We start from the raw sequence: 13,161 nt of genomic DNA, 5'->3' as shown, positions 1-13,161 counted from the left end.
TAAGTTTTTTTGGGATTTATATTCTTTTTCTGTCTAAAATACAAAAAGGATTCCATCCCTTTTGGGTGAAATCCTTTTTTGGTAAACATATAGCGTTAGTGATTTTGCATGTCTATTGATCAACCATTTGCTTGCCTAAAATGCTGGACAGTCGGGCTTGAAAACCGGAACTTTCACCGAGGGGCAAGTGTGGTAAATAATTACCCGCCACATTCCTACAATATACAAGTGAAAAATGCAGTTGTTCTGAAAAAAAGAATAGTTGACTTTCTATAGAGATTGTAAGTGCTAGATGATGAAATTTCGGGCACATAAGCACATCTTACATTGTATTCTCCGCTTTAATCTATAAGAAAGTGACACTTACTTTAACTAAAAATAGACTCTCCAGCGCAGGTGCGACTTCGTGGTAACCGATGCGGTAAGACTGAAAACGGGCTTCTTTCTAGCTTAGCGGAGGCCACTGAAAAGTTCTTTTTTATAATAAGAACTAGTTGATTGTAGTGGAGAGCGGCGACTCCAGCGGGAACAGCGCGAGCTGAAGACCCCGCAGGAACGCAGTGACGAGGAGGCTGAAGCCGTGCCCGCGGAAAGCGTCCGCTCGGAACGGAAATCAACGGGATTAAAGGAAATCGGACTTTTCAGTGCCCGCGGGAGGCATCCCAACAATCGACAATTCTCTCTAGCAGAACTCACTAGGTCATGCATAATTTATTCAGTTGAGAATAATATTTCACCAAGTAATTATTCATTTATCCCTAGTAGAGTACTATGCTTTTTATGTCGATTGCGGATAAACACTTATATATATACACATTTTACAATAATAATTAATTTCTCAAATTCAAGTTCCCACTATATAAATAGTGGTCTTCCATTATTCTAATCGTGTCCAATTCAACTGTTTGTTGAATTGGACGCAGTAGATGCAACCATCGCCGCAATCGTAGCAGCCATCACTGCTTGCTGTGCCTGTATTATCAATTCGACAGATGTTGCAAGCCTAATACATGCTTCTTCTGCACTCTCAGTTAACTTATGCATACCATATCCAATAGCGATGGATAGTGCCATCTCTCGATTCCATTTGAACGGTTTTGATTCCTCTAATGTATGCGTCAGTTCGACGATATTCATCAATTCGGGATCATCCACCTCAAAGACTGTCAGGAAACCAATCATCGGATAATGAACCGGCCGCACTTTCGTATTCCGTTTAAAAAGTGAGAGTACTTCCGCAGCTCTGGCTACCAGTTTTGGATCGTATTCAATTTGTATGTATGTCATGACCTGGGATAGCCATTGCAGTTCATTCCCAGAACGGAATCCTTCCGTTTTCAAGGCATCATAATATACCCGCATTGACTTGGCGTGCTCAGTTGGATCAGCACCTCTTTTTCCTAGTAAGACCGCATACGCATAGTCGTCATCCGATGTTAGAAAGAAATGTTGTTTTTTTATAGCATCATAAAGTCGTTTTGCTTGGCGAGCTTCATTTTCATAAAGTTCAGGATTGTCCGTCAAAAGAAGTGCAGCCAGATAAGAATGGATCGTATTGCGAAAACCTAGGCCTTTTAAGGCTTGCTGTTTCGCAAATAACCGATCGGCTTCTTTATCGATATCTGCACCAGGCTGATCCAGAAATGCGGCCATCATCGGAAGGAGATTGCCACGCAGCGGTGATAGCCAGCCGGCTCTACTCTTAAGTGTATCCATCACACGGCTTAAACTTGCGGCATCAAATTCCCTCTCAGATGTAACGTAATACGATGTAATTGTCAGTACGACGTTTTTATCCACCGTCCAACCTGCCAACGACTTCACTTTTTCATATGTCGTTTCGACTTCTTCTCTAATCACAAACGCATCCATTAAACACATCTCCTTTTATATATGTACGCTTGTCCCTCCGAAAGGTTTCACAAAACTTGGCAAATCCATTACAAATTGCTATGCTTTTTTAAATATCTATAGAATCGGGTGGTATCAATGGCAGAGTTCGAAGCTATTCAACAAACACATTCATTCCAATCAAAAGAATCATTAAAAGTGCAACTCAACGCCTTAGGCATCATATCAGGTGATCACCTCATAGTCCACTCATCACTAAAATCGATGGGTTGGATTGCGGGAGGTGCACAAGCTGTGGTTGAGGCACTGATAGAAACTGTAACTCGTTCCGGTACGATTGTCATGCCCGCACAGTCAGGCGATAATTCCGATCCGTCTTACTGGATGCTGCCTCCTGTTCCTCAAGCCTGGCACGAGCCCATTCGTCAATCCATTCCCGCTTTCGACAAGCATCTAACACCTTTGCGTGAAATGGGGAAAATTGCAGACTGCTTACATCGTCATCCGGAAACTATCCGTAGCCCTCATCCCGCTCATTCGTTCATAGCATGGGGGAAAAACGCAATGGATTGGATGAGTGAACACCCGATTGGTGATTCATTCGGGATGAGTTCTCCCCTCGGCACTATGCTGGGCACAGATGTAAAAGTTGTCATGATTGGTGTAAGTTACGAATCTTGTACAGCTCTTCATCTGTCCGAGTATTTGGCTCCCGGCCTTACAGCTTTCCCGCAAGGCGCTGCCATCATTCAAAATGGAGAACGAATTTGGGCAACTTTCGATATGGCGGATGTCGATTCCGACCTTTTCCCTGAATTGGGTCGTGCATTTGAGGAGATGAATCCCGATGCCGTGCTAGACGGATATTTAGGGCAAGCCTCTTGCAAAATCATCCACATGAAACCACTCATCGATTTCGGGACTGAATGGGTAACAGATAGAAGAAAGTCCGGAGGGGTATGCGTATAAAAGAGCAAATTTTAATAGTCATAAATGCCCTTCTCTACGCAGTACTCCGCATTGAGAAGGGCATTTTTTCAGCTAAATATTTCTTTTTTCGACGCTTTCACCAACGCCTCCACTGCTGCAAAATCATTGCGATGCATTGCATCCACAATAGCGCTTCCGACAATAACGCCATCGGCCAATGCACCAATTGTTTGAACTTGTTCAGGTGTTGAAATACCGAAACCTGCAAGTACAGGTACTGGACTTACTGCTTTCAATTGTTCTATATGCATCGCAAGGTCTTCACTAAATCCATTGCGTACCCCTGTAGTTCCATTTATCGTCACTGCATAAACGAAACCTTCAGCAACCGCTGTTATTTTTTGAATGCGTTCAGGCGGACTCGTTAATGAAACGAGTGGAACGAGTGCAATTTCACAATCTGTCAGTTCTTGGCGCAACAACCCACTTTCCTCATAAGGTAAGTCAGGTACAATAAGTCCACTGATACCGCTATCCCTGCAATCCTTCGCAAATTGAGCAACGCCATAGCTTAAAACCGGGTTCAAATAAGTCATAAAAACGAGTGGAACGGTAACCTCATCTTTGAATGAAAGGAGTTCTTTCAATACCTTACGAAGCGTTACCCCTTTAGCAAGGGCACGTTTACCCGCTTCTTGTATGACGGGGCCATCTGCGACAGGATCTGAAAATGGAATACCAAGTTCGATTGCGGTCACGCCCGTTTCTTGTAGAAATAAAATAGTTTTCTTTAGTGTTTCAAGCCCGTCGTCGCCCGCCATGATATAGGGTACGAACGCTTTATTGCCGTGGCTTATACAATCAGTAATCGCATTGGTTAAATCGTGCTTAGTCATTCAAGCCACCTCCTAAAACATCGCGTACCGTTTGGACGTCTTTATCGCCACGGCCTGAAAGACAAACGACAAGTATCTCTTCTTCGCTCATACTGCCCGCTAGCTCAACTGCGTATTGAACCGCATGTGCACTTTCAAGCGCCGGAATAATACCTTCCACTTTCGCCAATAGCTGTAACCCTTCCAGTGCACCCGCGTCTGTCACGGATGTGTAAGTTACGCGTCCAATATCGTGTAAATGGCTATGTTCCGGACCAACAGCTGGATAATCGAGACCCGCTGAAATGGAATGCGCTTCCTGGATAATTCCATCATCGTCTTGCAACACATACATATATGCTCCGTGTAGCACGCCTTCTTTTCCATCCGCAATTGCAGCCGCGTGAAGTCCCGTTTCTATACCGCTTCCCGCCGCTTCAACTCCGTACAAAGCGACTTCTTCATCGTCAATAAATGGATGGAACATACCAATTGAATTACTCCCACCGCCGATGCATGCAACAATTGCGTTTGGTAGTCGCCCTTCTTTCTCCACAATTTGTTGCCTCGTCTCCACTCCAATAACGCGCTGGAAGTCACGAACAATTCTTGGGAAAGGATGTGGACCTAGAGCTGAACCTAAAATGTAATGCGTATCCTCCACGTTCGCAACCCAATAACGAAGCGCCTCGTTAACCGCATCTTTCAGTGTACCTGATCCTTGATCGACCGATACAACTGTTGCTCCAAGTAATTCCATGCGAAAGACATTTAACTCCTGCCTTCTGATATCTTCTTTCCCCATGAAAATAATACATTCTAGACCAAACAAAGCGCATACTGTCGCCGTGGCTACTCCGTGTTGACCTGCCCCAGTTTCTGCTACAATCTTCTTTTTACCCATGCGCATTGCGAGAAGTGCCTGCCCGACCGAATTATTAATTTTATGTGCTCCTGTATGGTTTAAATCTTCTCGTTTGAGATAAATCTTCGCGCCGCCTGCCACTTTTGTGAGCCTCTCTGCAAAATAGAGCGGCGTCTCGCGTCCCACGAAGTCTTTTAAGTAATAATTTACTTCGTTGGCGAAAGCGGGATCTGCAACTGCTTCATCATAGGCTTTTTCCAACTCAATTAATGCTGTCATTAGTGTTTCGGGGACGAACTGCCCGCCGAACCTGCCATACCGCCCCGCCTGTTCCGTTTGTGCTGTATCCAATTCTTTTACCATTGCTCATCTCTCCTCTATTTAACCGCTTTAATGAATGCGCGGATTAAGTTCTCATCTTTTCTGCCTGCACTTTCTACCCCGCTCGAAACGTCCACCATATATGGCTTCACCAATTCAATCGCTTGTGCAACATTGTCTATGTTCAATCCACCAGCCAGAATAACTTTATCCTGCGGTACGCCTGCGTCTTTCATCAGTTGCCAGTCGAACGTCATTCCACTGCCACCTTTAAAATCAGTTCCAGGTGCATCAAACAAAAAATAGTCCGTGTCATACTGTCCGCTTTGCTTCACGTCTTCACTACTGTGGACTGCTAACACTTTAATAGAAGGAAGTCGAATCGAATCTATAAATTCAGTGTCTTCATTTCCATGAAATTGTACATAATCTAGCGGTACTTCCCTGTATGTTCGTTCAACTTCTTCTCGAGATGCATTGACAAAAACGCCAATTTTCAATACCCCTGGCGGAATATCCTTTGCCAACTCTTGCGCTTTTGCGATTGTCACTTGACGTCTACTGGGTGCAAAGACAAAGCCGATTGCATCTGCTCCAGCGTCGACCGCTGTCTTTACATGTATTTGTTCCATTAATCCGCAAATCTTCACTTTTGTCATCTGACTACCTTTGGCAATGCCACTTGCAGTGACTTCAGAGCTACAGCAACTTCACCGCTACGCATAAGCGATTCACCAACGAGAACTGCACTTGCGCCAGTACCCGCAACGAATAGTGCATCTTCCGGTTCCCAAATCCCGCTTTCGCTGATTAAGACACGCTCTTCTTCAAAAGGAAAAATAGCTGCAATTTCTTCCGTTCTTTTGAGATCTACAGTAAATGTCCGGAGATCTCTATTATTAACGCCTATCAGTTTTGCATTTATCGCAAGCGCACGTTTCAACTCCGCTTCATCATGTACTTCTACCAGTACTTCCAAGCCAGATGCCAGCGCATAAGCATGGAAATTAGTAAGTTCTTCGTTAGTAAGGGCCGCAACAATTAGCAGGATAACAGATGCTCCGGCATTTTTTGCACGGTCAATCTGCACCGGATCAACGATGAAATCCTTGCATAGTAAGGGAATGGGCACATTGTCCGCAACAGCTGCTAAGTCTTCAAACGAACCTTTGAAAAAGTGACTATCTGTCAAAACTGAAATGCATGCTGCACCTGCATTGTAATAGGCAATTGCTTGTGCAACAGGATCTGCACCTTCCGCGATAAGTCCTTTCGAAGGAGAAGCTCGTTTCATCTCCGCCATAATCTGCAGATGCTCAGATTTATATAATTTATCGAATAACGAAGGTCGTGAAGGTCGCGCTTCTTGCACCACCTCTTGCTCTGCTAACATGCTAAGCACTTCACGCCTTTTCTCGAGTAGAATCGTGTCCAGAATTGTCATCTCGCCACCGCCTTTGCGCCTATTTTTTCGCTAAACGTTACAACAGCCTCTAGTTTCTCCAGTGCCTTTCCGGCTAAAATACTATCCGTCGCCTGGTTAACGCCCTCTTGAATTGTCTCCGCTTGACCGTTTGCGAATAATCCGATGCCAGCGTTGAAAACGACTGTATCGAAGTGGGGACCGCGTCGTCCATTGAATATCGCTCGAATCGTTGCTGCATTTTCCTTTGCATCCCCTCCGCGTATTGCGGAAATCGGTGCAGGGGTAAGACCCACATCCTCCGCCGTCAGTGAAAATGGAATCAGGTCGCCTTTATCGAGCAGTACAAACGTATTTTGTCCCGCAAGTGACGCTTCGTCCATGCCGCCCGCTCCCGATACAACGATGGACCGCTCTCTGCCCAGCATGCGCAAAACGGATGCATATTCCATCGTGAAGTCCGGTCTGTTAATGCCCGTGAACTGTGTTTTCAACGGGATTGGATTTGTCAGAGGCCCTACAAGATTGAAGATGGTCGGCTTGCCTATTTTTTGTCGAATTTCACCGATTCGTTTCATTTTCGGATGAACGTTTGGTGCATATAAGAACGTAATTCCTTCTTGTCGAAGCAATTCAATAGTCTCATCTATGCTAAATTTCGTATGAACGCCAAGTGCTTCCAATACATCAGAGCTTCCTGCCGCACTTGAAATTTTCCGATTGCCATGTTTGGCGATTGAAACGCCTGCGCCCGCTAGTACAAAGGCAGATGCTGTACTGATATTGAAACTGTTTGAGCCATCTCCGCCAGTTCCGCAGTTATCCATAAATGTTTCCCGTGGAACATTTACTTGAAGTGCGAACGAACTCATGACCTCGGCAAGAGCCGCCAATTCATGTGCTGTTTCCTCTTTAAGTGACAATGCTACAAGGAAATCAATGACGTCCTGTGAATCCGTTTGCTCATTAAACATCAACTTCGAAGCCTCTAGCATTTCTTCGTACATCAAATGCTCGCCCATTTCTACTCTTTTAACAAAACTTCTCATCTCAATCTCTCCTCTACTCTGCTAAGCTCTTTCTCACACACAATTCACTAGTGATCTAGTTTACGACATCTAATAATGATTTGGCTTTATTGGCTGTTTCCATAAATTCAGTTGTCGGCTCTGACGCTTGCACAATCCCTGCGCCCGCCTGGACATATGCTTTTCCATCCTTAACCACCATCGTTCGAATCGTCAATGCAAAGTCCATATTTCCATTGAATCCAATGTAGCCGATTGCCCCACCGTATATACCTCGGTCCATCTTCTCCAATTCATCAATCAATTCCATCGCCCTTTTTTTCGGTGTACCCGTTACTGTACCCGCTGGAAGACAAGCCGTTAATGCATCCAGTGAATGAAGCACCGGCGACAATGTCCCTTCCGCTTCCGATACAATGTGCATGACATGTTCGTAACGGACGATTTCCTGATAACTTGTGACTTTAACTGAATCCGCTAGGCATACTTTCTCCAAATCATTCTTTCCAAGTTCGACAAGCATATCGTGTTCTGCGAGTTCTTTCGGATCCGCCAATAATTCTTTTTCAAGCGCCTTATCTTCTGCTTTATCTACACCACGTCGACGTGTTCCGGCAATTGGATTTGTCGTTACTTTACCGTTTGCCACGCGAACCAAACTTTCCGGTGACGTCCCCACGACGACATGATCATCAAATTCCATGTAATACATATAAGGCGAAGGATTGCGCTTTCTAAGCTTTCGATAAAGTGAAAACGGATCGCCATTGAAATCAGCTACTAATCGTCTTGACAGTACAACTTGTTCCACTTCGCCCGCTTCGATATACCCTTTTGCGTCGCGTACCATGTCTTCAAACTGTTGCTGCGTCACGCTACAGTTATAATCAGATATTGCAAAGGTAGACTCTTCCTTTTCAGGACCCTTCAACATACTGTTCGCCAGTGCGTCCAAATCGGGAGCACTTTGTTCAGGATTAATTTCCGTATGCAACAATGTCACTTCATTCGATACATGGTCGAAGATGATAATGGTTTCGTAAATATTGAAATTGACATCTGGGAATCCCATATCGTCATGAGCACGCGTCGCACTATCGGAACCTGCCCCGTAACCAACGTAGCCAACCGCACCACCCGTGAAAGGGAAATCGAAATCATCCGTAATTCTCGGCATCAATCGTTTCAACAGAACAAACAAATCACCCTCGTGTACATATTTCTTACCCGTCTTGTAAACGTGCTCGTTCAGCTTGCCATCCCTTCCGCTATAAGACTTCAGCGGATCCATCCCTAGAAAAGAATAACGCCCGGAACCCTCGTGCTTCGAAGAGCTTTCCAGTAAAAATTTCCGCTGCCCCTGCATTCTTCTGAAAATGGATATCGGCGTTAACGAATCCCCATTTAACGTTTTCATTGTTGTTCGTAAACTCGTCTGTTCTCTACTCATCTCTACTCATCTCTCCTCTTTTTTGAAAATAAAAAAGTCCCCTGCAAAAGGACAGATTAGTCCGATTGCAGAGGACGGAATTTACCGCGTTGCCACCTCTAATTGAAGTATTTCTACTTCCACTTAGCGTGTCTAATAGACACATCCCGTAACGTGGGATCTCACGTCCTAGTTGAAAAAGCGATTCAACTAGGCTCTCATAAGTCCATTCACACCGGCCGCGAATCAGTTTTCACCACCCACTGACTCTCTATAATCACGTACCCGTGCTACTCTTCTTATTCATCAATTTCTCAGCTATTCTCGTCTCGTCTGTCGTGGGCGGTACCGCTATCGGAACCTTCTGCCCGTCTCTTAAAAAAAATGTTAATGCAATCGTATTATGGATTCACCTAATTGTCAACCTTTTCAGTAAAGTAATATATTTTATCAAGTCTGTTGATTAACCACCAACTTGCATAAACCGCTGATAAGAAAGGATTGAAAATCACCATTTTCACAGTAATACTTCCGGCCCGCTTTCGGCGAAATAATTACGACACTATTACCGAGGGGCAATTGTGGCTAGAAGTGACTTCGTCACTTCTAGCCACGCCCTTTTCGGATATCCTGATGTGATTAATCGCCTCTCGCGTTCCTACAATATTCAAGTGAAAAATGCAGTTGTTTTGAATGAAACGAATAGATGACTTTCTATAGAGAGTGTGAGTGCCCGAAGATGCAATTTCGGGCACTCTAACACGTTGTAGATTGTGTTCTCTTCTTTGCACTCTAAGAAAGCGACACTTTCCTTAAAATAAAAGTATAGAAACTATAGAAGAAGGTTTGAGCGGTCAAAATTGTATCTTTGACCGCTTTTCTCCATGTGGGAAGCAAGCTATTCTTTTGTCCCAAAAAGCTTTGGCACTTGTTGTACCAGTGTCTTTGGAGAGCGACGGATGAACAACTACCATACGATTATCGAAAAAGCTAAGTAGGGATGCGATGAAATCGCATCCCTACTTAGTAAGACATCACGATAATGGCATGGAAATTGTTTGATTCAAAGCAATCCAATAGCAACTATACAAGTAGTGCCCAGTGTGTAATCTTATTTACTGGTTATTTTAGTTAAACAACAAACGGACTATTTTATTTCTTTATTGACGATATGGTTCATTTAGTTGTTTGATTCCCAATGCGGTATACTAGTTCTAATAAACAAAGCAGGTGATTCCAATGAGAATTAATAAATATTTGAGTGAAGCGGGAATCGTATCCCGACGTGGCGCAGATAAATGGATAGAAGACGGACGGATTACAATCAACGGGCAACTTGCCGAGCTCGGCAGTAAAGTCGGAGATGGCGACGAAGTCCGGGCAGACGGAAAAATTGTGAAGACGGAACAACAGCTCGTCTATCTTGCGCTCAACAAACCCATCGGCATTACAAGTACCACAGAACGTCATATTAAAGGAAATGTTGTTGATTTCGTCAATCATCCACTCCGTGTTTTCCATATCGGACGGCTCGATAAAGATTCAGATGGACTTCTCCTTTTGACAAATGACGGTGATATCGTCAATGAAATCTTGCGTGAAGAGAATGGCCATGAAAAAGAATATATCGTCACTGTGGATCTACCGATTACGAAAGACTTCATTCATCAGATGCAGTCAGGCGTTGCAATTTTAGATACGGTTACTAAACCGTGTAAAGTGAAGCAACTGGGTCCGCGTAAATTCAACATGACTTTAACGCAAGGATTGAATCGCCAAATCCGCCGTATGTGTTCCGCACTTGGATACAATGTACGCAAATTACAGCGGACACGCATTATGAACATCCACCTCGGTGACTTGCCGAATGGACAATGGCGTGACTTGACTGAGGACGAACTGTCAGAAATGTTTAAGATGCTGAACTACGAACCAAAAAGATAACGTGTAAAAAAGCTGTTCTCCGCCTGATATACACAGGCGGGGGACAGCTTTTTCTCTACAACTTTAAACGTCAACCATTTCTAAAAACTGGCGTGTCCGTTCGTTGGAGGAATGATTGAAAAAGGTATCTGGATCAGCATTTTCAATGATACAGCCTTCATCTAGCATAATAATGCGGTCCGCCACTTCCTTGGCAAACTTCATTTCATGAGTGACTACGACCATTGTCATCCCTTCGTTTGCCAAATCTTTCATTACTTGAAGAACTTCTCCTACGAGTTCAGGGTCAAGTGCTGAAGTCGGTTCGTCAAACAAAAGTGCTTTGGGTTCCATTGCAAGTGCTCGTGCAATAGCTACACGTTGCTTTTGACCGCCTGACAATTTGCTTGGATAAACGTCTGCTTTATCCAACAATCCAACTTTTTTTAATATGATACGGGCCTTTTTTTCTGCCTGTTCCTTCTTCATCTTTTTAACAATGATTGGTGCCTCCGTAATGTTTTCAAGCACTGTTTTATGTGGAAAGAGATTAAAATGCTGGAATACCATTCCTATTTCGGCACGCACGTTTGATAAATCATCTTTCTTCAGATTGACTTGTCGCCCATCAATTGCAATTTCGCCTTCATTAGGTATTTCAAGAAAGTTCAAACAGCGAAGCAACGTACTTTTACCAGAGCCGCTGACTCCAATAAGTACGACCACTTCCCCGGCTTCCACGTCAAGGTCAATTCCTTTCAGCACTTCAAGATCGCCAAATGACTTGTGGAGGTTTTTCGTGTTAATCATTTAATGTCCTCCTCATATAGTGTCAACATCCAGCTTTTTCTCATACCATTTCAGTAGTGCAGTGAAGATCAATACGAGTACGAGATAGTATAATCCAACAACCATAAATGTTTCGAATGGCTGGAATGATGCAGCCGCTTCTCTGTTCGCCAGACCAAACATTTCTGAAACACCGATAACATATACAAGTGATGAATCTTTCATCGTAATGATAAACTGGTTTCCGAGTGGCGGAATGGCACGGCGCAGCGCTTGTGGAAAAATGATTCTGCGCATTGCTTGACGACGATTCATGCCAACTGCGAGACTGGCCTCCTCCTGCCCTCTGTCAATGCCCTGTATAGCGCCACGGAAAATCTCCGCGATATAGGCACCATTATGAATCCCCAGCGCGATTGCACCAGCCCAGAAGTTTGAGAGTACAACGATGTTTGTGATTCCATAATAGAGAAACATGATTTGAACAATCAGCGGAGTCCCCCGTATTAAAGTAATATACAGGTTTGCGATTGTCTGTAAAATTTTTGACTTGGATATTTTCATTAAAGCAAAAACAATACCTAACGCAGTACCCAGTACTAGGGCAATTGCTGTAATTTCTAATGTGATAAGGGCTGCTTTTAAGAAGCCCGGGTACGTTCTTATGAATACTTCATAGATTGTTATAAATACCTCTGGCACTAGTTATACCCTCTTTCCGTGATTAAGTTTGTGGAATCATTCATTCTAAAAGCTCCACGCCCTCCAGATCAAGGTCTAACAGGTTTCGATCGAACCATTTCTGTGAGATTTCATCATATGTGCCGTCTTCAATTATTTCTTTAAGTGCTTCATCAATTGCTTCTCTTAATGCATCATTTTCTGGTCGCACAGCGATGGATGGCTGTTCTACCCATAGCGGCTTCCCTACTTCTTTAATTTTAAAATCATTTTTAATGGCTTCAAAGCCGACAATATCAGCTGTGATTACCGCATCGAGGCGACCCGGTATCGTCAAATCTTTCAATGCAACTACGTCACTACTGTAATACTGAATATTGTCCGAAAGGGTTTGCGCGGGTTTTTCATATGTGGATTGAGCCACGACGCCAATCTTTTTGCCCTTCAAATCCTCTCCAGATTTAATATCGGTATTATCTGCGGATACAAAAATCATTCCACCCGAGTAATAGTAAGGTTCAGTAAAGTTCGCCTGTTTAGCGCGCTCTTTCGTATAAGCCATTGATCCAATAATTGCGTCGTATTTATTGCCGATTAACCCTTGCAGAATTGTTTCAAATGGATTTGTCACCGGGTTCGGCTTCAAGCCCAACTTTTCCGATATTGCATTTCCAATTTCAATGTCAAATCCTGTCAGCTCACCATTTTCCTCAAAGTTGAATGGCTTATAGAGTCCGCTTGCCGCAAAGGTCAAACTCCCTTTTTTCACAAGTTCATAACTTCCGTCGCCTTCACTCACTTCATCTGTTGCATCCTCTTTTGGTGCACATGCAGCTAAAATCAAAACCAACACAGTCATCAATAGAAATAGTGATTTAAACTTCCCCATAGTATAAAATCTCCCCTTTTAATCTCCCTGGTAGTGTACCAGTATTTATTTATAGTCTCTATATCCCTTACCCTACTGTTTTCCTGGTAAACATAAAATATTACAAAAAAACGAACTATTCAAAAATAGTTCGTTATAAGCACTATTGAGATCTAAT

At 43.6% G+C, this 13,161-nt stretch carries 12 protein-coding genes and 1 other annotated feature; of the genes, 2 read left to right on the top strand and 10 right to left on the bottom strand.

The window, feature by feature from the left end:
- Nucleotides 1–897 precede the first annotated feature (897 nt).
- Nucleotides 898–1,872, bottom strand: a complete 975-nt coding sequence (locus tag AC1TO6_RS16265) for a DUF4003 family protein (RefSeq protein ID WP_482102671.1) — start codon at nt 1,870–1,872, stop codon at nt 898–900.
- 117 nt (nt 1,873–1,989) lie between these two features.
- On the opposite strand from AC1TO6_RS16265, the gene AC1TO6_RS16260 reads away from it, so the two are divergent.
- Nucleotides 1,990–2,820 carry an AAC(3) family N-acetyltransferase gene (locus tag AC1TO6_RS16260; RefSeq protein ID WP_482102670.1) on the top strand — a complete coding sequence of 277 codons (831 nt, stop codon included), beginning with the start codon at nt 1,990–1,992 and terminating at the stop codon, nt 2,818–2,820.
- Nucleotides 2,821–2,888: 68 nt separating this feature from the next.
- Here AC1TO6_RS16260 and trpA read toward each other — a convergent pair whose 3' ends face one another.
- The 6 genes from trpA to trpE are packed head-to-tail and all read right to left on the bottom strand — an operon-like array spanning nt 2,889 to nt 8,743.
- A complete protein-coding gene (trpA, locus tag AC1TO6_RS16255) occupies nt 2,889–3,677 on the bottom strand; it encodes a tryptophan synthase subunit alpha (RefSeq protein ID WP_482102669.1) in 789 nt (262 codons plus the stop codon).
- Nucleotides 3,670–4,884: a tryptophan synthase subunit beta gene (gene trpB / locus AC1TO6_RS16250; RefSeq protein ID WP_482102668.1), complete on the bottom strand. Its 1,215-nt coding sequence runs from the start codon at nt 4,882–4,884 to the stop codon at nt 3,670–3,672. Before trpB ends, trpA begins: the two co-directional genes overlap by 8 nt.
- A 14-nt stretch (nt 4,885–4,898) precedes the next feature.
- On the bottom strand, nt 4,899–5,501 hold the full coding sequence (locus AC1TO6_RS16245) for a phosphoribosylanthranilate isomerase (protein WP_482102667.1): 603 nt from the start codon (nt 5,499–5,501) through the stop codon (nt 4,899–4,901).
- Nucleotides 5,498–6,286 carry an indole-3-glycerol phosphate synthase TrpC gene (gene trpC, locus AC1TO6_RS16240; RefSeq protein ID WP_482102666.1) on the bottom strand — a complete coding sequence of 263 codons (789 nt, stop codon included), beginning with the start codon at nt 6,284–6,286 and terminating at the stop codon, nt 5,498–5,500. The genes AC1TO6_RS16245 and trpC overlap by 4 nt, the downstream gene beginning before the upstream one ends.
- Nucleotides 6,283–7,314 (bottom strand): anthranilate phosphoribosyltransferase, encoded by a 1,032-nt coding sequence (trpD, locus tag AC1TO6_RS16235; RefSeq protein ID WP_482102665.1) that lies wholly within the window; start codon nt 7,312–7,314, stop codon nt 6,283–6,285. The genes trpC and trpD overlap by 4 nt, the downstream gene beginning before the upstream one ends.
- 55 nt (nt 7,315–7,369) lie before the next feature.
- Entirely contained in the window at nt 7,370–8,743 is a 1,374-nt protein-coding gene (gene trpE / locus AC1TO6_RS16230; protein WP_482102664.1) for an anthranilate synthase component I, read from the bottom strand.
- 67 nt (nt 8,744–8,810) lie between these two features.
- Nucleotides 8,811–9,038, bottom strand: a binding site (T-box leader).
- Nucleotides 9,039–9,961: 923 nt separating this feature from the next.
- On the opposite strand from trpE, the gene rluF reads away from it, so the two are divergent.
- Entirely contained in the window at nt 9,962–10,666 is a 705-nt protein-coding gene (gene rluF / locus AC1TO6_RS16225; RefSeq protein WP_482102663.1) for a 23S rRNA pseudouridine(2604) synthase RluF, read from the top strand.
- A 63-nt stretch (nt 10,667–10,729) separates the two neighbouring features.
- On the opposite strand, the gene AC1TO6_RS16220 is transcribed toward rluF, so the two are convergent.
- From AC1TO6_RS16220 to AC1TO6_RS16210, 3 genes are all read right to left on the bottom strand, one after another.
- Nucleotides 10,730–11,455, bottom strand: a complete 726-nt coding sequence (locus tag AC1TO6_RS16220) for an amino acid ABC transporter ATP-binding protein (RefSeq protein WP_482102662.1) — start codon at nt 11,453–11,455, stop codon at nt 10,730–10,732.
- Nucleotides 11,456–11,467: 12 nt separating this feature from the next.
- Nucleotides 11,468–12,115, bottom strand: coding sequence for an amino acid ABC transporter permease (locus AC1TO6_RS16215; protein WP_482102728.1), 648 nt, complete (start codon nt 12,113–12,115; stop codon nt 11,468–11,470).
- 61 nt (nt 12,116–12,176) lie between these two features.
- Nucleotides 12,177–13,004, bottom strand: coding sequence for a transporter substrate-binding domain-containing protein (locus tag AC1TO6_RS16210; RefSeq protein WP_482102661.1), 828 nt, complete (start codon nt 13,002–13,004; stop codon nt 12,177–12,179).
- Nucleotides 13,005–13,161 lie beyond the last annotated feature (157 nt).

The organism is Sporosarcina sp. Y352, from assembly GCF_056786535.1.
This window is presented reverse-complemented; position numbering and strand designations above follow the sequence as displayed.

Excerpts from the sequence above, each read along its gene's own strand:
- trpE (WP_482102664.1), bottom strand. The coding sequence starts at position 8,743 with ATGAGTAGAGAACAGACGAGTTTACGAACAACAATGAAAACGTTAAAT.
- rluF (WP_482102663.1), top strand. The coding sequence starts at position 9,962 with ATGAGAATTAATAAATATTTGAGTGAAGCGGGAATCGTATCCCGACGT.
- AC1TO6_RS16245 (WP_482102667.1), bottom strand. The coding sequence starts at position 5,501 with ATGACAAAAGTGAAGATTTGCGGATTAATGGAACAAATACATGTAAAG.
- AC1TO6_RS16260 (WP_482102670.1), top strand. The coding sequence starts at position 1,990 with ATGGCAGAGTTCGAAGCTATTCAACAAACACATTCATTCCAATCAAAA.
- trpA (WP_482102669.1), bottom strand. The coding sequence starts at position 3,677 with ATGACTAAGCACGATTTAACCAATGCGATTACTGATTGTATAAGCCAC.
- trpD (WP_482102665.1), bottom strand. The coding sequence starts at position 7,314 with ATGAGAAGTTTTGTTAAAAGAGTAGAAATGGGCGAGCATTTGATGTAC.
- trpB (WP_482102668.1), bottom strand. The coding sequence starts at position 4,884 with ATGGTAAAAGAATTGGATACAGCACAAACGGAACAGGCGGGGCGGTAT.
- AC1TO6_RS16220 (WP_482102662.1), bottom strand. The coding sequence starts at position 11,455 with ATGATTAACACGAAAAACCTCCACAAGTCATTTGGCGATCTTGAAGTG.
- trpC (WP_482102666.1), bottom strand. The coding sequence starts at position 6,286 with ATGACAATTCTGGACACGATTCTACTCGAGAAAAGGCGTGAAGTGCTT.
- AC1TO6_RS16210 (WP_482102661.1), bottom strand. The coding sequence starts at position 13,004 with ATGGGGAAGTTTAAATCACTATTTCTATTGATGACTGTGTTGGTTTTG.
- AC1TO6_RS16265 (WP_482102671.1), bottom strand. The coding sequence starts at position 1,872 with ATGGATGCGTTTGTGATTAGAGAAGAAGTCGAAACGACATATGAAAAA.